The sequence below is a fragment of the Streptomyces sp. JB150 genome, from assembly GCF_011193355.1.
In the GTDB taxonomy this organism is placed as follows: Bacteria; Actinomycetota; Actinomycetes; order Streptomycetales; family Streptomycetaceae; genus Streptomyces.
In genome coordinates this window covers 6,522,182-6,540,533 of sequence record NZ_CP049780.1, presented here as the reverse complement: position 1 = coordinate 6,540,533, position 18,352 = coordinate 6,522,182, and the positions used below count along the sequence as shown (strand labels likewise).

General features: G+C 74.3%; 15 protein-coding genes and 2 pseudogenes. 9 read left to right on the top strand and 8 right to left on the bottom strand.

Annotation, left to right across the window (positions count from 1 at the left end):
- Positions 1-254 precede the first annotated feature (254 nt).
- The 4 genes and pseudogenes from G7Z13_RS29790 to G7Z13_RS29775 all read left to right on the top strand — a co-directional run bounded on the left by G7Z13_RS29790 (position 255) and on the right by G7Z13_RS29775 (position 4,522).
- Positions 255-1,538, top strand: coding sequence for an MFS transporter (locus tag G7Z13_RS29790; RefSeq protein WP_240926387.1), 1,284 nt, complete (start codon positions 255-257; stop codon positions 1,536-1,538).
- A 4-nt stretch (positions 1,539-1,542) separates the two neighbouring features.
- The gene (locus G7Z13_RS29785) at positions 1,543-2,709 is read left to right on the top strand and encodes an anhydro-N-acetylmuramic acid kinase (protein WP_166003393.1); all 1,167 of its coding nucleotides are present in this window, start codon (positions 1,543-1,545) and stop codon (positions 2,707-2,709) included.
- An 88-nt stretch (positions 2,710-2,797) separates the two neighbouring features.
- Positions 2,798-2,941, top strand: a pseudogene (locus G7Z13_RS29780) (DUF2510 domain-containing protein); the annotation flags it as partial.
- 702 nt (positions 2,942-3,643) lie between these two features.
- Positions 3,644-4,522: a hypothetical protein gene (locus G7Z13_RS29775; protein ID WP_166005433.1), complete on the top strand. Its 879-nt coding sequence runs from the start codon at positions 3,644-3,646 to the stop codon at positions 4,520-4,522.
- A gap of 151 nt (positions 4,523-4,673) precedes the next feature.
- On the opposite strand, the gene G7Z13_RS29770 is transcribed toward G7Z13_RS29775, so the two are convergent.
- On the bottom strand, positions 4,674-5,288 hold the full coding sequence (locus G7Z13_RS29770; RefSeq protein WP_166003390.1) for a TetR/AcrR family transcriptional regulator: 615 nt from the start codon (positions 5,286-5,288) through the stop codon (positions 4,674-4,676).
- Between the two features lie 225 nt (positions 5,289-5,513).
- Here G7Z13_RS29770 and G7Z13_RS29765 point away from each other — a divergent pair, with 225 nt between their 5' ends.
- A complete protein-coding gene (locus G7Z13_RS29765) occupies positions 5,514-6,443 on the top strand; it encodes a phosphatase PAP2 family protein (RefSeq protein ID WP_166003388.1) in 930 nt (309 codons plus the stop codon).
- The gene (locus G7Z13_RS29760; RefSeq protein ID WP_166003387.1) at positions 6,440-7,411 is read left to right on the top strand and encodes a DMT family transporter; all 972 of its coding nucleotides are present in this window, start codon (positions 6,440-6,442) and stop codon (positions 7,409-7,411) included. The genes G7Z13_RS29765 and G7Z13_RS29760 overlap by 4 nt, the downstream gene beginning before the upstream one ends.
- Before the next feature lie 28 nt (positions 7,412-7,439).
- Here the strand turns inward: G7Z13_RS29760 and G7Z13_RS29755 are convergent, their stop codons facing one another.
- Together G7Z13_RS29755 and G7Z13_RS29750 are read right to left on the bottom strand one after the other, a co-directional pair.
- Positions 7,440-9,491, bottom strand: a complete 2,052-nt coding sequence (locus G7Z13_RS29755; RefSeq protein ID WP_166003385.1) for a phospholipase C, phosphocholine-specific — start codon at positions 9,489-9,491, stop codon at positions 7,440-7,442.
- A gap of 365 nt (positions 9,492-9,856) precedes the next feature.
- Positions 9,857-10,528 (bottom strand): hypothetical protein, encoded by a 672-nt coding sequence (locus G7Z13_RS29750; RefSeq protein WP_166003383.1) that lies wholly within the window; start codon positions 10,526-10,528, stop codon positions 9,857-9,859.
- Between the two features lie 223 nt (positions 10,529-10,751).
- On the opposite strand from G7Z13_RS29750, the gene G7Z13_RS29745 reads away from it, so the two are divergent.
- Positions 10,752-11,408 carry a helix-turn-helix transcriptional regulator gene (locus G7Z13_RS29745; protein ID WP_166003381.1) on the top strand — a complete coding sequence of 219 codons (657 nt, stop codon included), beginning with the start codon at positions 10,752-10,754 and terminating at the stop codon, positions 11,406-11,408.
- Between the two features lie 273 nt (positions 11,409-11,681).
- Positions 11,682-11,909, top strand: a pseudogene (locus tag G7Z13_RS29740) (hypothetical protein); the annotation flags it as partial.
- Between the two features lie 151 nt (positions 11,910-12,060).
- Here G7Z13_RS29740 and G7Z13_RS29735 read toward each other — a convergent pair.
- Both G7Z13_RS29735 and G7Z13_RS29730 read right to left on the bottom strand, forming a co-directional pair.
- Positions 12,061-12,735, bottom strand: a complete 675-nt coding sequence (locus G7Z13_RS29735; protein ID WP_166003379.1) for a 4'-phosphopantetheinyl transferase superfamily protein — start codon at positions 12,733-12,735, stop codon at positions 12,061-12,063.
- A gap of 4 nt (positions 12,736-12,739) precedes the next feature.
- The gene (locus tag G7Z13_RS29730; RefSeq protein WP_166003377.1) at positions 12,740-13,591 is read right to left on the bottom strand and encodes a metallophosphoesterase; all 852 of its coding nucleotides are present in this window, start codon (positions 13,589-13,591) and stop codon (positions 12,740-12,742) included.
- A gap of 336 nt (positions 13,592-13,927) precedes the next feature.
- On the opposite strand from G7Z13_RS29730, the gene G7Z13_RS29725 reads away from it, so the two are divergent.
- Positions 13,928-15,043 carry an ATP-grasp domain-containing protein gene (locus G7Z13_RS29725; RefSeq protein ID WP_166003375.1) on the top strand — a complete coding sequence of 372 codons (1,116 nt, stop codon included), beginning with the start codon at positions 13,928-13,930 and terminating at the stop codon, positions 15,041-15,043.
- Between the two features lie 28 nt (positions 15,044-15,071).
- Here the strand turns inward: G7Z13_RS29725 and G7Z13_RS29720 are convergent, their stop codons facing one another.
- The 3 genes from G7Z13_RS29720 to G7Z13_RS29710 form a co-directional block, all read right to left on the bottom strand.
- A complete protein-coding gene (locus tag G7Z13_RS29720) occupies positions 15,072-16,013 on the bottom strand; it encodes a CU044_5270 family protein (RefSeq protein ID WP_166003373.1) in 942 nt (313 codons plus the stop codon).
- A complete protein-coding gene (locus G7Z13_RS29715; RefSeq protein ID WP_240926386.1) occupies positions 16,006-16,707 on the bottom strand; it encodes a sigma-70 family RNA polymerase sigma factor in 702 nt (233 codons plus the stop codon). Before G7Z13_RS29715 ends, G7Z13_RS29720 begins: the two co-directional genes overlap by 8 nt.
- A gap of 139 nt (positions 16,708-16,846) precedes the next feature.
- Positions 16,847-18,193, bottom strand: coding sequence for a 6-phospho-beta-glucosidase (locus G7Z13_RS29710; protein WP_166003372.1), 1,347 nt, complete (start codon positions 18,191-18,193; stop codon positions 16,847-16,849).
- Between the last annotated feature and the right edge of the window lie 159 nt (positions 18,194-18,352).

The window sequence follows — 18,352 nt, the reverse complement described above, 5'->3', positions numbered from 1 at the left end:
ACCGCCGAGTCCTATGAAGCAGCCGTCACCCTCGCCTCACTCCTGATGTGGGCGTGACATTTGACGACAGAACCTAGTCGCCCGAACGACGTACAGGGTGAGCGTAGCCCTACCGGCCGGTTCGTGGTGGAGGGTCGTCCGACCTCTTGCCGTCCCGGGTCACAGCATGTATTGAGGGCGACGCGGCGGACGGTGTCGGCCGGTCCGGTGAAAGTGATTGACAGTCAGATATGTTGCCACCAACGCTGGTTGGCATGGCTGAGGCACCGACGCGGTCCCGCCGGGCACTGGTCGCGGGCTCGGTGGGCAACTTCATCGAGTGGTACGAGTTCGGTGTCTACGGCTACTTCGCCACGGTCATCGCGGCGCGCTTCTTCACGCCCGAGGGCGGCGGCGAGATCGAGGCCCTGGTGCGGACGTACGCCTCGTTCGCGCTGGCGTTCTTCTTCCGCCCGGTGGGCGCGGCCCTGTTCGGGCGGCTGGGCGACCGGATCGGCCGGCGTCCGGTGCTGGTCCTGGTCGTCACGCTGATGACGGCCGCGACGACACTGATCGGCGCGCTGCCGACCTACGACACGGCCGGGGCGCTCGCGCCCTGGCTGCTGACGTTCCTGAGGGTCGTGCAGGGACTGAGCGCGGGCGGCGAGTTCGGCGGGGCGGTGTCGGTGCTGACGGAGTCCGCGCCGCCGGGCCGGCGGGGACTGTACGGGGCGTGGCAGTCGTTCACGGTGGCGCTCGGCCTGCTCGCCGGGGCGGGCGTGGCCGCCCTGCTCGCCACCGTGCTGAGCGAGGGGCAGGTGAGCGCCTGGGGGTGGCGGCTGCCGTTCCTGCTGGCGCTGCCGATGGGACTGGGCGCGCTGTGGCTGCGACTGCGGCTGGACGAGACGCCGGCCTTCCGCGCGGCGGGCGCGGGCGCGGTGGTCCGGCCGCCCGGCCGGGAGGTGGTGCGGGCCGTCGCGCTCGGCGCGGGACGGATCATGGGCTGGGCGGCGGCCGGATACACCTTCCTCGTCGTCCTGCCCTCCTACCTCCAGAGCACTCTCGACGCGAGTTTCCAGCAGGCGCTCGTCGCCACGGTCCTGGCCAACCTGGGCTTCGCGGCGGCGATCCTCCCGGCGGGCGCGCTCAGCGACCGGGTCGGCCGGCGGGCGGTGATGCTGACCGGCGCGCTGCTCGTGGTCGTGCTCGCGGTGCCGCTGCTGAACCTGCTCCAAGATCCGGGCGCGTCGCGGGTGGCGCAGGGTCTGGCGGTGTGCGCGGCGGGCGCGGTGGTGGGGCTGATGGCGGGTCCGGGTCCGGCGCTGCTCGCGGAGATGTTCCCGACGACCGTGCGCTACACCGGCCTCGGGCTCGCCTACGCCCTGTCCAACGCGGTCTTCTCCGGTTGCGCCGGGCTCGTCATCACGGAGACCGTGGAGCGCACCGGGAACGTGGACGTGCCCGCTTACTACGCGGCGGCGGCCTGCGCGGTCAGCGCACTCGCCCTGGCGACGGCGACGGCACCGGCGCGGACTTTGGCGACGGAGGAGGCGCGGTGACCGGATGCGGGTGATCGGGCTGATGTCGGGCACGTCGTACGACGCGATCGACGCGGCGGCGGCCGACGTGCGCCTCGTCGGGGACTGCCTGGTGCTGAGGCCGCTCGGCATGGTGAGCGAGCGGTACGACGCCGCGCTGCGGGCTGCGCTCGCGGCGGCGCTGCCGCCGGGGACCTGCTCGCTGGCGCAGGTGTGCCGGCTGGACACCCGGATCGGGCAGGCCTTCGCCGCGGCAGCCCACCGCGCCGACCGCGAACTGTGCGACGGACGCGCCGAGTTGGTGGCCTCGCACGGGCAGACCGTGTACCACTGGGCCGAGGCGGGGCGGGTGTACGGCACGCTCCAGCTGGGGCAGCCCGCCTGGATCGCGGAGGCCACCGGGCTGCCGGTGGTCTCCGACTTCCGGCCCCGTGACGTCGCCGCGGGCGGGCAGGGCGCGCCGCTGGTCAGCCTGGTCGACCTGCTGTGGCTGCGCGGCCGGCCGGGCACCCCGGTCGCCCTGAACATCGGCGGCATCGCGAACCTCACCGCGCCCGACGGCACGGCCTTCGACACCGGGCCGGGGTGTGCGCTGCTCGACGCGGCGGCCCGGGAGTCCGGCGGCGGGCTGTCCTACGACGCGGAAGGCGCCCTCGCGGCGCGCGGCACCGTCCGGCCGGAGCTGCTGGAACGGCTGCTGGCGGAGCCGTACTACGCGCTGCCGCCGCCGAAGACGACGGGCAAGGAGCTGTTCCACGCCGGCCAACTGCGCCGGGCGCTGTCCGGTCTCGGCGCAATGCCCGCCGCGGACGTCCTCGCCACGCTGACCCGGCTGACCGCCGAGACGGTCGCCGACGCGGTGCGGCGGGTCGGCGGCACGGAGGTGATCGCCTCCGGCGGCGGCACCCGCAACCCGGTGCTGATGCGGATGCTGCGCGAGCGGCTGGCCGGGGTCGCGGTGCGCACCTCGGACGAACTGGGCCTGCCCGCGGACGCGAAGGAGGCGTACGCCTTCGCCGTCCTCGGCTTCCTGACCGCGCACGGCCTGCCGGGCACCGTCCCGGCGAGCACCGGCGCCCGGCATCCGAGCGTCCTGGGGTCGGTCACGCCGGGCCGGTCCGGACTGCGGCTGCCACCGGCGGCGCGGCGCGCGCCGGAGCGGCTGGTGGTGGAGGCGTCAGGGGCGGAGTGAGCGGTACGTGAGGGTGTGTCCGTTATCGGCGGCCGAAGGACCTGATCCCTCTCATCCGGCTTTCACCGTCGCCTCATACGGTGGGGTCATGACGCAGGTGACTCCTCCCGGGTGGTATCCCGACCCCGGGCAGACAAGTGACGGTCCCGCCACCGAGCGCTGGTGGGACGGCAAGGCGTGGACGGACCGGATACGTCCCGCGGGGTCGGCCGCCGCCTGGGGTCCACCGGCGGCGGACCGACAGACCCAGCCGGAGCAGGCGCCCCGGACCGACGACACGGGTCAGGCGGCTGACGCGCGCGGGGCCGACGCGGGGCAGCCTGCCGACGCGGCGCAGTCCACTGGCGCGGCGCAGCTCGCTGACGCCGGGGAGCCCGCTGACGCGGTGCGGTCCGGTGGCGGGGAGCAGACCGCCGGGGCGGCGGATGCCGAGGGCGCGGGACAGGGCGAGGGCGCCGTGCAGCCCGGCTCCGCGCCGGACGCCGGGGGCGCGGGGCGGACCGCCGAGGCGGGACGGGCGCAAGGCACCGAGCACATCGTCGCCGCCGGGCAGGCCGCCGAGGCGGGACGGACCGGCGACGCCGGACAGCCCGCGGATGCCGGCCGGTCCCAGGACGCCGGACACCCCGAGGACGCCGGACGGCCCGAGGACGGCGGACAGCCCGCTGACGCGGCGCAGCCCGGCGGTGCCGCACAGCCCGGCGGTGCCGCACAGCCCGGTGCCGCGCAGCCCGGTCACCCGGCCCACCCCGCCTACCCGGCCCAGCCCGGCCGACCCGATGAGGCCCACCCGGCGTACCCCGGCCACGCGGGCCGGCCCGGCCAACCGGCGTACCCCGCCTACCCGGCCCAGCCCGGCCATCCGGCCCAGTCCGGCTACCCGGCGAGCCAGGCCTACCCGGCGGCTCCCGCCTATCCGGCCCAGCCGGGCCACCTGGCCCAGTCCGGCTACCCCACGCAACCCGGCTATCCGGTGCACCCCGGTTACCCGGCACACCCCGGCTATCCGGGGTACCCCGCGCAGCCGCCGCCCCGGTCGCGGCGGTGGCTGCGGACCGGTATCGCGGTCGCCGTGGCCGCCGCGGTGCTGGCGAGCATCGGTGTCGGCGTGTACGCGCTGACCAAGGACGACGACGGCGGCGCGAGCCGGGCCGACTCCCAGCAGGGGCCGGGCTCGGGCGGGCAGGACGGCCCGTTCGGCGACGGCGACGGCGGCGACAGCGGCTCCGGCGGGCAGGACGGCGACGAGCCGGGCCCGGGGCAGTCGCGGGCGCCCGAGGTCGAGGGCGGCGGCACGGTGTCCGACCCGGTCAACGGCATCAGCTTCAAGGTGCCCGACGGCTGGAGCGGGCGGACGATGGCCGTGGGCGCCCAGCTGTCGTCGGAGGACACCTACCCCTGCCCCGGCGAGACGTCCCAGACCTGCACGAAGGGCGGTGCGTACTCGGCGCCCGCCGAGCTGCTGGAGACGAAGGGCGGCACCCCGGAGGCGGTCGCGAAGGCGGACATCGCCGAGAACGCCGAGGAGTCCTACGGCGGCGCCTCCTACGGCGAGATCAGCTCCCACCAGGTGCTCGCCTCCCAGGCGGTGACCGTGGCGGGGCAGAAGGGCTACCTGGTCCGCTGGAAGGCGGTCACCAGCAAGGGCGCCGACGGTCTCGTCCAGTCGGTCGCCTTCCCCTCCCCGGCGGACACCGGCCGGATCGTCGTGGTGCGCGTGGGGGTGGACGCCGACCAGACGGTGTCCCTCATCGACGAGATCACGAAGAGCATCAAGGCCGCCCCCGGCGGCGGCTACGGGCAGGACGTCTGACCGCCCGGCACCGACGAGCCGGCCGGGTGGGGCGCCTCTCCGCTCCAGAGGAACCCCACCCGGCCGGGGGGTGCGCGCCGCCCCCGTCCCCACGGTGCGGCGCGGTCAGACCGGCCGTCCAGTCATCCCGCGGACGGCGCGGCCTGGGTCTTCAGGTGAGGCCCAGTGCCGGGAGCACGGCGGCCTCCACGAACCGGACCAGGTAGTCCGGATCGGCGTACTCGCCGTCCAGGACGGGCCTGACCCGCAGGACGCCGAAGAGCTGCGCGGGCACGAACGGCAGCGCCGGATGCCCGGCGGGCACCTCACCGCGCTCGACGCCCCGGCGCAGGATCTCCTCCAGCGCGGCCAGCTCCGGCTCCACCAGCGCCTCGCGCAGCGCGCACGCCAGTTCCTTGTCCTGGGTCACGGCGTGCCCGAGCGCCTGGTGCAGCTTGGTGTCCTTCGCCGACCACGCGGCGGCGCAGCGGGCGACCTCGCGCAGGTCCCCGGCGAGCGAGCCGGTGTCGATGCCGGCGAACCGCACCCGCCGGCTGGAGCGCAGGGCGGCGGCCACGAACTGCGGTTTGGTCTTCCACTGCCGGTACAGCGTGGACTTGCTGCACCGGGTGCGGGCGGCGACGCCCTCCATGGTCACGGCGTCGTAGCCGCACTCGCGGATCTGCTCCAGGACGGCGTCGAAGAACTCCTGCTCACGCTCGGGGGTGAGTTTGGAGCGGCGCGAGGCGACGACCGTCTCCGGTCGGTCCGCGGCCTGCGACGTCATCGGCGGTTCTCCCTGATTCGAGCGAGATTCCAGGACGCTCCCGTGGGATTGAGGTGCGATCCCGCGAAGTCCGGCCCTGTCGAGACCAGTGTACCGGTACCGGACCGTATCGGTACACTTGCGTATCGGTACGCGGACGTATCGATAAGATGAGCGACCGCGTGACCGGAACACCAGGTTCCGGACATACCACCCACGCACCACCGTCAGCGAAAGGGCCGGGGGATGAATGCCCGCACCGAGCCTGAAGAGGCGGAGTCCGCAGCGATAGCCCGGCCCCCGCTCGTCCGTGAGTTCCTGCTCGTCGCGGGGCTCTTCCTCGTCTACAAGCTGGGCCGCCGGCTGGCGACCGGCCACACCGGCGAGGCCCGCCGCAACGCGGACCGGGTGTGGGACTGGGAGCGAGCGGCCCACCTGCCCGGCGAGGACCTGGTGCAGTCGCTGCTGCTGCACGGCGACACCCTCGTGCGGGTCGCGAACGCCTACTACGCGACCGTGCACTTCCCGGCCACGGCCGCCTTCCTCGTCTGGCTGTACCTGCGCCGTCCCGGGCACTACCTCTGGGCCCGCCGGGTGCTGGCCGCGGTGACCGCCGCCGCCCTGATGCTGCACCTCACGTTCCCGCTCGCCCCGCCCCGGATGCTCGCGGCGGCGGGGCTGGTGGACACCGGGCGGGTGTACGGCCCGTCGGTGTACGGTCCGCCCGCCACCGACACCCTCTCCAACCAGTTCGCGGCGATGCCGTCACTGCACTTCGGCTGGGCGCTGATGGTGGCGATCGGGCTGGTCGCCGCGACCCGGACCCGCCGGCGGTGGCTGTGGCTGCTGCACCCGCTGCTCACCCTGCTGGTGATCGTGGGCACCGCGAACCACTACTGGCTCGACGCCCTCGTGGCCGCCGCCCTGCTCGGCCTCGCCCTGGCCGTCCTGCGACCGCCACGGCGCCGGACCGCACCGGACACGGCCGACGTGACCACCGTGGACGCCGTACCGGACCGCACCGACGTGAGCGGCCTGAGCGCCGACGTGACCAGCCTGAGCGGCGGCGGTACGGCGGCCCCTCCCCCGCTCCCCGGTCAGAGGCTGCCCGCACCCGCACCGGCGCCCGTACCCTCACCCGCCGCACAGCCCGCCCTCGTGGAGTCGGCCCGGTGAGCGCCACCGCCCTCGCGCTCGTCCTCTCCCTGTTCTCCGCCGTCGCCTACGCGGCCGCCGCGGTCGCCCAGGAGCGGCTGGCCGCGCGCACCTCCGGCGCCGGGACGCTGCGGCTGCTCGGCAGCGCCGCGTGGTGGGTGGCGGTGGCGCTCAACGCCACCGGCGCGCTGCTGCACGTCGTCGCCCTGAAGTACGGGCCGCTGACCGTGGTGCAGCCGCTGGGAGCGCTCACCCTGGTCGCGGCGGTGCCGCTGGGCGCGCGCATCGCCGGGCGGCGGGTCAGCGCGGCCGAGTGGCGGGGCACCGCGCTCACCCTGGCGGGGCTGGCCGCGCTCCTCGTCACGGCGTCCGGGCCCGCGCCCGACGACGTGCTCAGCGTGCCCGAGGCACTGGTCGTCGCGGGAGTCACCACCGTACTGATCGGCTCGCTGGCCTGGCCCGGCGCGCGGCCCGGACTGCGGCACGCCACCGCCTCCGGGATCGCCTCGGGTGTCGCCTCCGCGCTCACCCAGACCGTGACGGTCGCCGCCACCGACCACACGGGACCCGTGCTCGACGTGCGGGTGGTCTCCGTGGCGCTGCTGGTCGCGGCGTTCGCGACCGGCGGGCTGCTGCTCGCGCAGACCGGCTACCGGGGCGGCCTGGGCGCGCCGCTGGCGATGGTCACCCTGGCCAACCCGGTGGCCGCCGCGGTGATCGGCCTCTCCCTCCTCGGTGAACGCCTCCAGGGCGGGCCCGCCGGAGTGCTGCTGGCGCTGGCGGGAGCGGCGCTGGCGTCGTGGGGCGTGGTGCTGCTCGCCCGGACGACCCCCCAGCCGGCGGCCGCGGCCGCGCCCGGCCCGGCCGCGCGGGCCGTGGCACCGACCGTCGCGACCGCGCCCGCCGTGCCCGCCGTGCCGCGGACCGAGCCGCTGGTACCCCGCCAGCCCCAGCCGCAGCCGGGTCCGGGGCACCTGACCCCGTTGTGAGCGGCTACGGCTGCGGCTACGGCTACGGCTACTCCGTGACGATCGCCGGGTCGCTCACGCCGGGCCGCCCGTTCTCGACGTGCCCGGCGAAGCGCCGCAGGTACGCCGGGTCGGCGTCGGAGGTGACCGTGAGGTCGTACCAGCGGCGGCTCGCGGTCAGGTCGACGGTGTGCCGGACGACCTCGCCGGGCCGCACCCGCACGCTGCGCGCGGTGCCCGCGTAGCCGTCGGCCAGCTTCAGCCGGACCGTGCCGGACCCCTTGTTGGTGAAGGTCAGCTCGACGTCGTCGCCGGTGTGCCGGGCGGTCACCTCGGGACCGGCCGCCCTGTTCCGCCCCTTGAAGGCGCGCAGGAAGCCGTTGGGGCCGTGCACGGTCAGGTCGTACGCGCCCTGGGAGTAGGCCGAGTTCCAGGTGTCCGAGAGGGTCTTGCCGGCCTCGGTGGTGTAGAACCACGGCCCGTCGGTGCGGTTGCCGGAGGTGACGAGGAAGGCGGCCCCCGCCTTCGCCCCCGAGGCGAAGGTGAGGGTGAACTTGCCGGCCGCCGCGTCCGCCGAGCCGTCCACCAGCGGCGCGTACTTCAGCGGGCGGGCCGGGCGCAGACCGCGCTCCTGGCGGGGCATGCCGGGGTGCGCGGGCGGCGTCGGCCGGTAGTCGGGGTGGCGCTCGCGGTCCGGCGGCTCGTAGCCGTCGGTGCCGGGCAGCGCGGCGGGCGCGCTGTCCTTGCGGGAGAAGTCGAACGCGGCGGTGAGGTCACCGCAGACGGCCCGGCGCCAGGGCGAGATGTTCGGCTCGTGGACGCCGAAGCGGCGCTCCATGAACCGGATGATCGAGGTGTGGTCGAGGGTCTCGGAGCACACCCAGCCGCCCTTGCTCCACGGCGAGACCACCAGCATGGGCACGCGCGGCCCAAGCCCGTAGGGACCGGCCGGGCGCCTGCTGTCGCCCGGGTAGAGGTCGAGAAAGACGTCGGCCGTCGACTTGCCCTGCGCGGCGGATTTCGGCGGCAGCGGCGGCACCACGTGGTCGAAGAAGCCGTCGTTCTCGTCGTACGTGATGAACAGGGCCGTCTTCGCCCAGACCGCCGGGTTGGAGGTCAGCGCGTCCAGCACCTGGGCGATGTACCAGGCGCCGTAGTTGGAGGGCCAGTTGGAGTGCTCGGAGAAGGCCTCCGGGGCGGTGATCCAGGAGACCTGCGGCAGGGTGCCGGCCTGGACGTCGGCGCGCAGCCGGTCGAAGTAACCGTCGCCGTTCTTCACGTCGGTGCCGGTGCGTGCCTTGTCGTACAGCGGGTCGCCGGGCCGGGCGTCGCGGTAACGGTTGAAGTAGAGCAGGGAGTTGTCGCCGTAGTTGCCGCGGTAGGCGTCCTCGATCCAGCCCCAGTGGCCGGCCGCGTCCAGGCCGTCGCCGACGTCCTGGTAGACCTTCCAGGAGATGCCGGCCTTCTCCAGGCGCTCGGGGTAGGTCGTCCAGCCGTAGCCCAGCTCGTCGTTGCCGAGGACGGGGCCGCCGCCGGTGCCGTCGTTGCCCGTGTGTCCGCTCCACATGTAGTAGCGGTTGGGATCGGTGGAGCCGATGAAGGAGCAGTGGTAGGCGTCGCAGACGGTGAAGGCGTCGGCGAGCGCGTAGTGGAACGGGATGTCCTCGCGGGTCAGGTACGCCATGGTGGTGGTGCCCTTGGCGGGGATCCACCGGTCGTACCTGCCGCCGTTGTAGGCCTGCTGGCCGTCGGTCCAGCCGTGCGGCAGGCCTTCCAGGAACTGCATGCCGAGGTCGTCGGCGTCCGGGCGGAACGGCAGGATCTCCCTGGTACCGTCCTGCTGGTGCCAGACCGGCTTGCCGCTGGGCAGGGTGACCGGGCGGGGGTCGCCGAAGCCGCGGACGCCGCGCAGTTTCCCGAAGTAGTGGTCGAAGGAACGATTCTCCTGCATCAGCACGACGATGTGCTCGACGTCCTCGATCGTCCCCGAGCGGCGGTCGGCCGGCAGCGCGGCGGCCCGCTCGATACTGCCGGCGAGCGCGCTGAACGCGGTGGTGGCGCCCGTTATCCGAAGGAATCTGCGCCGGTTGACTTCGGGCATGGATGGGGGACCTCTCGTCCTGGCGTGGTGCGACCGGCCGGATGGACATGACGGAATGCGCGCGGAAGGAGTGTTCCAAGAGCGCCGAACGTCAGGGAAGGCTGTGGTGGCGCCCGTGTGAAAGTCGTGGGTACGTGGGGTGTGTTTCCGGCCGGGCCGCAGGAGGGGCGGCGGCACGCGCACCCGTCGGCGGTGCGGCGGGCGGCGCCGCGAACGCACCCCGTCGACCGTGCGACGGGCGGCGGCACGCGCAGCCGTTCCCGCGCTGCGACGGGCGGCGGCACGTCGGCCGCCCGCGGGGCGGCGGGCGGCGGCCCCGGCCCGACCGTGGCGCCGTCGGCGACCTGAACGCCGGCGGTGCCCGGTCAGGCCTCGGGGGCGGGGACCACGCTGAGGTGGCCCGCCGCGCGGCGGGCGCCGGCGCGCCGGCGCGGGGCGGACGCCGCGCGGCGCGGCTGGCGCAGCACCAGCGTCAGCCGGGTGTAGCCCAGCCTCTGCAGCGTCCTCGGGGTTTCGCCGACGATACGGCAGTCGGTGGCGCCCCAGCGGGGGTCCGGGTGCAGCAGCGGACGGATCGCGCCGTCGTGTTCGACGGCCGCGTCGCCCACCGCGCGGATCCAGTGCGGCAGCCCTTGCCGGAAGGCGGCCTCCATGATGGGGTCCTGGGCGATCTCCCGGCGGATCGCCTGGAGCCGGGAGTCCTGCGCGTGCCGCTCCACGGCGTCGGCGAAGTGCGCCAGCATCGGCAGGCACCAGCGCGCCTCGTGCTCCCCGAGGACCGTGCCGGCGTCGGGGTGGAACAGGACGAATCTGAGGAAGTTGTCCCACGGCATGGCCGTCGGATGCGGTCCCACGCCCCGGAAAAGTGACTCGAAGGCGTTGTTGGCCAGGACGACGTCCCATCCCCGGTCGACGACGACCGACGGGAAGGGAACGGTCTGGAGCAGTGCGGCGTAATCCTCCAGGTACGCCTGGGCCTCGGGACACTCGGGTACGGGCCGCAGCTCGGACCGCTGCCCTCCTGCCTGATATGCCATCGGGAGGTCACCCCTCTTGCCTCTGCGGCCTTCACGCGGCGCCTTGATCCTGAGGCCCCGACGCGAGGCGTGTCAACTATCGTGGCATTTCATGCCTGTTGACGGCTGAAATTGGCCACAGTTGTGGCGAGACCTGGATGTGAGTTCGAAGCACCGGCTAATCTCCGGGAAGTTCACGGCAACCAGTTGTGAGAAGCCTGTGAGAGACGTAGGAGACCTGCCGGTGACGGATGGCTACGAGGTTCCGGGCGCCACGGCGACGGCTGTGCTGCCGGCCGTGGTCGCCCGCGTCACCGCGCTCGCCGACCGGCTCGGCGTGCCGCACGCCGAGGTCTTCGACACCGCCCGGCTGTCCGTCGCCTGCGGTGTCCCCGAGCCGGTGGTCAGGGACCTGCTGCGCGGCCGGCCCGCCGGCGAGCCCGATGTGCAGGCGCGCTTCCTCCAGCGGCTGGACCTGCTGCGGCGCACCCGGCTGAAGCCGAACGGCCGCCGGTACACCCAGCAGGAGATCGCCGACGGGGCCGGCATGTCCCGCCAGCAGGCCGGGGCGCTGATCAACGGCGACCGCCGCCCCACCATGGAGCACTGCGACGCCATCCAGCGCTTCTTCCGGGTGCACGCGGGCTTCCTGACGGCCGAGGACCCCGAGGCCCTGGCGGGCGCCCTCCAGCGCACCGAGCAGGAACTGCTGCAGAAGCTGGCCGACCGTGAGCGCGAGGCGGCCGCCGCGGCCGACGACCCGCTGGAGCGGCTGCTGCAGGACCACGGGGTGCGCGGCATCGCCTGGCGCGCGGCCCAACTCCCCACCGACCAGCACCGCGACAAGGTCGCCGAGTGGCTGGACATGCTCCTGGAGAGCGTCAAGCGACCGGACAGCTGATCCCCGGCACCGGTCGCGGTCGTCGTGGCGGTCGCGGTCGTCATGGCGGTGGCTGACTTCACGTCACATGCGGCGTTCAAACCCGAAGCGGGCGCGATGTCGACCGTTCGGCCCAGCGTAGGGAGGCTTTCCCGGCTCGTACCGCCGTGGTCTCGGCTCCGCTGAGCGGGCGAACCGCGCGGGCGCGAGGCCCGATTGTCAGTGGTGGGCGGCAAGCTGGAGACAGGCCCCGCGCTGTGCGGGGCACGCTGTCGAGACGGGGAGAGCCGACCGATGTCCACTGCCGTACCGACCGACCGCGAGCGCGCCGCCGTCCAGGCCTATCTGCGCCTGCTGCACACCGTGCGCGCGGTCTTCGACAGCGCGCCCAACCCGCACGGGACGCCCCGGCCGCCCGTCGTGCCGCCCGCCGTGCTCGCCGAGGCGGAACAGGCACTCGCGGAGGCGGGCCTGAGCGGCAACGAGGAGACGTTCTTCCGGCTGCTGCACAGCTGGTGCCCGCCGATCGCTCTGGTGCGCGAGGCGTACGGCCCGGCCGGGCACGGTCCCGCCGCGACGCCCGGCCCCGGCTCCTGACCCGCCGGGCGGAAAGCACCGGCGCGGGGGGGGCGGAACGCCAAGGGGGCGTGGGTTCGAGGCGGACCGGTGCGGCTCAGGGGTGGGGCACCGTCACCGCCGTCGCCACCAGCCCCCGGCGCACGGTCCAGCGGCCCTCGAAGTGGCCCACGCGGCGGTCGCCGAGCAGGGGTCCGGGGACGAGGAGTTCGGCGCGGAAGGCGCCGCGGGCGGGATCCCCGGGCTCGGCGGTGATGTCGATGTCGGCCTCGGAGAAGTCCAGCCACCGCCCGGTGAGGGGGTACCACGCCTTGTAGACGGACTCCTTGGCGCTGAACAGCAGCCGGTCGCCGCGCAGTCCGGGCAGCGCGGTGGCCAGCCGGCGCAGCCGCTCCCGCTCGGCGGGCAGGGCCACGGCGTCGAGCACGCCGTCCGGGAGCGGTGCGTGCTGTTCGGCGTCTATGCCGAGGGAGGCCAGGTCGGTGGCGCGCACCAGCGCGGCGGCGCAGTAGCCGTCGCAGTGGGTCATGCTGCCGAGCAGCCCGTCGGGCCACCGCGGCGCGCCCCGTTCGCCGGGCAGGATGGCCTGCGGGGGCACGCCCAGCTTCTCCATGGCGCGGCGGGCGCAGGCGCGCACGGTGGTGAACTCGCGCCGCCGCTTGGCCACGGCCCGCGCCACGAACACCTCTTCCTCGGGGAAGAGCGGGGCGGTCTCACCCGTTCCGTGGGCTTCGACCGCGACGACCGTGCCGGGCAGCAGTTCCTCGATCACCGGCTCAGGCCTCCGTCGGGAGAATGCGGCGCGGCCGGCCCGGCGGTTGCGGGCGCTTGCGCCATTCGCGGGGGTATCCCACCGACACCTCCTCGAAGCGGACCCCTTCGTGCACGGTGGTCCGCGGGATGTGCAGATGGCCGTAGACCACGGCCGCGACCGGGAAGCGGCGGTGCCAGTCGGCGGTCAGCCGGGTGCCGCACCACATGGCGAACTCGGGGTACCACAACACCTCGGTCGGATGGCGCTCCAGCGGCCAGTGGTTGACCAGGACGACCGGCAGGTCCCCGGGGAGCGCGGCGAGGCGGGCCTCGGTCGCGGCGACCCGGGCCCGGCACCAGTCGTCGCGGGTCGGGTAGGGGTCGGGGTGGAGCAGGTACTCGTCGTTGCACACGACGCCAGTCCTGTGCGCGTACGCCAGTCCTTCCTCCTTGGTCGCGCAGCCCTCGGGGAGGAAGGAGTAGTCGTAGAGGAGGAACAGCGGGGCGACGGCGACGGGGCCGCCGGGGCCCTCCCAGACGGGGTAGGGGTCCTCGGGGGTGACGACGCCGAGGCCGCGGCACATCTCGACCAGGTGCTCGTAGCGGGCGGCGCCGCGCAGGGTGACCGGGTCCGAGGGGTGGGTCCACAGCTCGTGGTTGCCGGGGACCCAGACGACCTTGCGGAAGCGTCCGGCGAGGGTCTTCAGGGCCCACTCGATGGAGGAGACCTTCTCGGCGACGTCTCCGGCCACCAGGAGCCAGTCGTCGTCGGTGCCGGGGCGCAGCTTCTCGACCAGCGCCCGGTTGTCCTCGTATCCGATGTGCAGGTCGCTGATGGCCAGCAGCTGCCCGGCACCACCGGCCGTCGATGTCACTGTGGCCCCCTTCGATCACGTGATCACGCGGACGGCACCACGAGAACACACGCGCGCCGCGTCGGGCAAGGGTGACCCGCTCGCTCGGCGCGCCCCGCCGGCGGGGCGGGGAAAGGGGGGGGCGGGCGGGTCCGTCGGGGCCCGTGATCCCGGTGTGCGTGATCGGACGAGACTTAACGCGCGCGTTGCACGCGACGGCTCCGGGAAGCCGTATGATCTGCCCCAACACCACCGTCTCAACCCCCTTTCCGGGGGCGGTTTGGTGTCCCTCCCTTCATCCCTCTGGCCGGGCCGGCCGTGCTCCGCCGTGCCCGCGAACCGTGAAAGGCGGCCTGCATGGTCTCTCGCGTACGCGTCTGGCTGAACCGCACGTACGCGGAGAACGTGTTCTTCATGGATCAGCTGCGCCGAAATCCCAGCGACCGGGCGGTGGAGATCCACGCGACCCACGGGGATCCGGACTCGCCGGTGCTGGCCGCCGCCGACACCGCGGAGCTGGAGCCGGAGGGCCTGTCCCCGGCGGCGTACGTGGAGTTCGCCCTCGATCTGTGCGCGCGGCGCGGGATCGACGTGTTCGTGCCGCGGCTGCACCAGGCGGCGATCGTGGCGCACCGCGCCGAGTTCGAGGCGGTCGGCACGGCGCTGCTGGCGCCGCCTCCCCAGGCGGTGGCCGTCTTCGAGGACAAGGTGGTCGCCTACGAGGCCGTGCAGGCCGTCGGAGTGCCGGTGCCACCGTGGTGGCGGGTCCGCGACGTCGACGAACTCGTCGCCGCCGTAGACGAGTTGGAGGCGGCCGGGCACAAGGCGTGCTTCAAGCCGGTGTCCGGTGCGGGCGGGGTGGGCTTCCGCGTCGTCACGCGCGCCCCCTTCTCTCTCGTTCACCTCAGCGGGTTCCCGAGCCCTTACGTCCCGCTCGACCTGGTGGTGGAGGCGATGCGGCAGGCGGAGGAGCCGGTCGACTGGCTGGTGATGCCCCGTCTGGAGCAGCCGGAGGTGTCGGTGGACTGCCTGACCGGTCCGGACAACCGGGCGCGGCTGGCGGTGGGCCGCACGAAGAACGGCCGCCGGCGCGGGTTCACCCTGCACGAGCAGTGGCTGGAGCCGGCCCGGCTGATCGCCGAGGGGTTCGGGCTGCACTATCTGTCCAACATCCAGTTCCGGATGTTCGGCGACCGTCCGGTGCTGATGGATGTGAACACGCGGCCCGCGGGCGGGCTGCACCAGCTGTCGCTGTGCGGGGTGAACGCGCCGTGGGCCGCGGTGCGGATGGCGCTCGGGGACGACCCCGGCGAGATCACCCCGCCGTTCCTCGGGCAGGACTACACGGTGGTGGCGGGACCCCGGCCGCTGCGGCCGCTCTCGCTGCCGCAGCAGCGGGCGGACGAGACGGTGCCGCTGCCGGCGGTGCCCGCTCCCGCCGGGGCGGCGTCGGCCGAGGCGCTGCCGCTGTGACCGGGGCGCCCGCCGGGGGGCGGACTGCTCAGCGGCGCTGCCCGATGCGGTCGACCACCTGGAGCTCCTCCAGCGACCGGGTCTCGTAGTACCAGCCGGTCTGGATCCACTTGCCGTCGGCCTTCTCCGGCACGCTGCCCTTGGTGCGCAGCCCCAGGTAGTCGTACGTGGTCCGGTCGAAGAGGAACGTGAACTCCGTGCCGGGGTAGGAGACTCCGACGGCCTCGCGGCCGGCCCCGTCCACGGCGTCGTGGTCGAGGCGGATGCGCGGCAGCCTGGACAGCGCTTCGAAGGTGGCGGCCTGGAGGCCGGGGGGCACCACGCGCGGGCCCTTCAGGAGCATGCAGCCCTCGAAGAACACGTGCATGTCCGACTCGGGGCTCGCCTTGTCGCCGAGCCGGAGCACGTCCAGGAGCTTGTCCGGGTCGGTCGGCATCTTCCGCAGCCCGCTGTAGACGGTGGGGGGCCAGAGCACCTCGTGCTCGCCGAGCGGGGGATCGCGGTGGACCCTCCCGTGCTCCTCGCGCAGGGACGGCTTGGACCCGTCCACCGACAGCCAGCTCTCGTCGGTCCACGTCCTGGTCCGGCCGGTCTTCAGCGGCGTCCGCCTGATGTGGGTCCGCGTGTAGAAGTACTGGTCGTCGCGCGGCACGGGGAGGTCGCTGCCCAGGGCGCGGGTCCGCGCGGCGGCCCGCCGCAGCACGTCCTGGGCGCTGACCGGTTCCAGGGCGGGTGTGCGCGCGGAGCCGGCATCCCGCGTCATGACGACGCCGGCGCCCACCGCGGTGGCGGCCGCGCCCCCCAGCGCGGCCCGGAACACCAGGCGCCGGCTCAGCGGACGGGCCGGCGCGGCGGCCCGGTCCTCCGCGGCCACCGCGGCGAGGAGTCGGGTCCGGGCGGCGGCGCGGGCCTCGTCGGACAGTCCGCCGCCGTCGGCGTCCCACGCGCGCACCCTGGTCAGTTCATCCATGGTCGGTCTCCTTGCGGGAAGCGGTCGAGGGCGTGAGGTCCGGGCCGGGAGTGTGGTCGGGGCCGGGGGTGTAATCCGGGCCGGGGGTGTGGTCCGGGCCGCCGAGCGACCTCCGCAGCCGGGTGCGGGCCCGGTGCAGCCGGGAGCGGACCGTGCCGACGGGCAGGCCCAGGGCCCGCGCCGCCTCCGCGTAGTCGAGTTGACCCCAGGCGATCACCAGCAGCACGTCCCGGTAGCGGGCGGGAAGCGCGGCGAGGGCGGCGGCCAGGGCGCCGTCCGCCACGGCGCCGCCGAGCCGGCCGGTGATTCCGTCCTCCGGGCGGCCGTGTTCCTCGCCGGGTGCCAGGGACGCCAGGCGGGACAGGGCCTTGAGCCGGCGTGCCTCGTCCCTGCGGTGCCGGCCGACCAGGTTGGTGGCGATGCCGTACAGCCAGGGCCGGGCGTGTCCGTGGGCCGGGTCGTAGCGCCGGCGGCGCTGGAAGGCGATGACGAACGTCTCCGCCGTGAGGTCGTCCGCGGTGTCGGAGCCCAGGCGTCGTGCGATGTAGCGGTGGATGTCGTCGGCGTGGCGGTCGAAGATCGCGGCGAACGCCTCGGGTGTCTCCAGGGACCTTTCGATGATCGAGTCGTCGGAGCTGCCGGTCCGGTCCGCTGCCCTGGCCTGAGCGGTACGGGTGTCCGGCAAGAGCGTCACGTCCTGCCTCTGTGCTGCATGTCCTGCCTTCTGAGGAGCCGTGGGATGGTCTCCTGCTGTTCGCCGGTGCCCGTCGCGGAGTTCCACACGGCGATGTGACGTGCACCACACCTTCGGGGGCGGGCATCGGCGCGGGGCGTCAGCTCCGGGCGAGGTAGGCGAGGCCGGGGTGGACGGCTGTGTAGGCGTCGACGAGACGGCGGGCCACGGTCACCGAGTCGACGAGCGGGTGCAGGGCGAACGCCTTGACGGCGGAGGCGCGGGAGCCGGTCTCGGCGGCGGACAGGACCTCCCGTTCGACCGCCTTGACCGAGCAGACCAGTCCGGTGGCGTGGCCGGGCAGCGGGTCGACGGCGACCGGGTGGGCGCCGTTCGCGTCGACCAGGCAGGGCACCTCGATCACCGCGTCGGCGTCGAGCACGGAGAGGGTGGAGCGGTTGCGGACGTTGAGGATGAGCGTGGTGCGCTCGTCGCGGGCGATGGCCCGCATCAGGGCGAGGGCGACCTTCTCGTAACCGCCGGACAGGTCGTCCGCGTCGCGCTCGCCGGCCCCGGCGGCCTCCCGGTTCTCCGCCATGTAGGTGGCCTCGCGTTCGGCGCGGGTGCGGTCCCAGGCGGCCAGCGCGGAGACGGCCGGGTCGCCGGCCTCGGCGTAGAAGCGGGCCTGCTGGTCGCGCAGGAAGGCGCCGCGGGTGCGCTCGGCCTCCTGGTAGGCGCGCACGGCCTCGCGGTTGAAGTAGTAGTAGTGCAGGTACTCGTTGGGGATCGCGCCCAGCGCCCGCAGCCAGTCGGGGCCGAACAGCTTGCCCTCCTCGAAGGAGCCGAGCAGCGCCGGGTCGGCGAGCAGCCGAGGCAGTTCGTCGCGGCCGCGCACGCGCAGACCGCGCACCCAGCCGAGGTGGTTGAGGCCGACGTAGTCGATCCACGCCTCGGCCGGGTCGGTGACGCCGAGGACGCGGGCGATACGGCGGCCGAGGCCGACCGGTGAGTCGCAGATGCCGATGACGCGGTCGCCGAGCGCCCGGGACATGGCCTCGGTGACCAGGCCGGCCGGGTTGGTGAAGTTGATGACCCACGCGTCCGGGGCGAGGCGGGCGACGCGGTGGGCGATGTCCACCGCGACGGGGACCGTCCGCAGACCGTAGGCGATGCCTCCGGCGCCGACCGTCTCCTGGCCGAGCACCCCTTCCGCGAGGGCGACCCGCTCGTCGTGCGCGCGCCCCTCCAGGCCGCCGACGCGGATCGCGGAGAAGACGAAGTCGGCGCCGCGCAGGGCGTCGTCGAGGTCGGTGGTGGCGGTGACCGCGGGGGCGTCCGGGACGTCGGCGGCCTGTTCCGCCAGCACCCGCGAGACCGCGCGCAGCCGGCCGGCGTCGGTGTCCTGGAGGACGACCTCGGTCACCCGTCCCTCGCCCCGGTCCCCGAGAAGCGCCCCGTACACCAGCGGCACCCGGAATCCGCCGCCGCCCAGAATCGTCAGCCTCACGCCGCTCCCGCCTTCTTCGCACCTGCCCGCCGGGCCCACCTGCCGCGCCCGGCACGGTGTGCACAGTACTCGCCGGGTCCCGCCGCGCCCGCCACGGTGACCGGCGGGCCGGTCCGTGGTTCGATGCGAGACGCCATCTCCCACGCTCGGACAGGAGTC

Excerpts from the sequence above, each read along its gene's own strand:
- G7Z13_RS29790 (WP_240926387.1), top strand. The coding sequence starts at position 255 with ATGGCTGAGGCACCGACGCGGTCCCGCCGGGCACTGGTCGCGGGCTCG.
- G7Z13_RS29785 (WP_166003393.1), top strand. The coding sequence starts at position 1,543 with ATGCGGGTGATCGGGCTGATGTCGGGCACGTCGTACGACGCGATCGAC.
- G7Z13_RS29770 (WP_166003390.1), bottom strand. The coding sequence starts at position 5,288 with ATGACGTCGCAGGCCGCGGACCGACCGGAGACGGTCGTCGCCTCGCGC.
- G7Z13_RS29765 (WP_166003388.1), top strand. The coding sequence starts at position 5,514 with ATGAATGCCCGCACCGAGCCTGAAGAGGCGGAGTCCGCAGCGATAGCC.
- G7Z13_RS29755 (WP_166003385.1), bottom strand. The coding sequence starts at position 9,491 with ATGCCCGAAGTCAACCGGCGCAGATTCCTTCGGATAACGGGCGCCACC.
- G7Z13_RS29750 (WP_166003383.1), bottom strand. The coding sequence starts at position 10,528 with ATGGCATATCAGGCAGGAGGGCAGCGGTCCGAGCTGCGGCCCGTACCC.
- G7Z13_RS29725 (WP_166003375.1), top strand. The coding sequence starts at position 13,928 with ATGGTCTCTCGCGTACGCGTCTGGCTGAACCGCACGTACGCGGAGAAC.
- G7Z13_RS29720 (WP_166003373.1), bottom strand. The coding sequence starts at position 16,013 with ATGGATGAACTGACCAGGGTGCGCGCGTGGGACGCCGACGGCGGCGGA.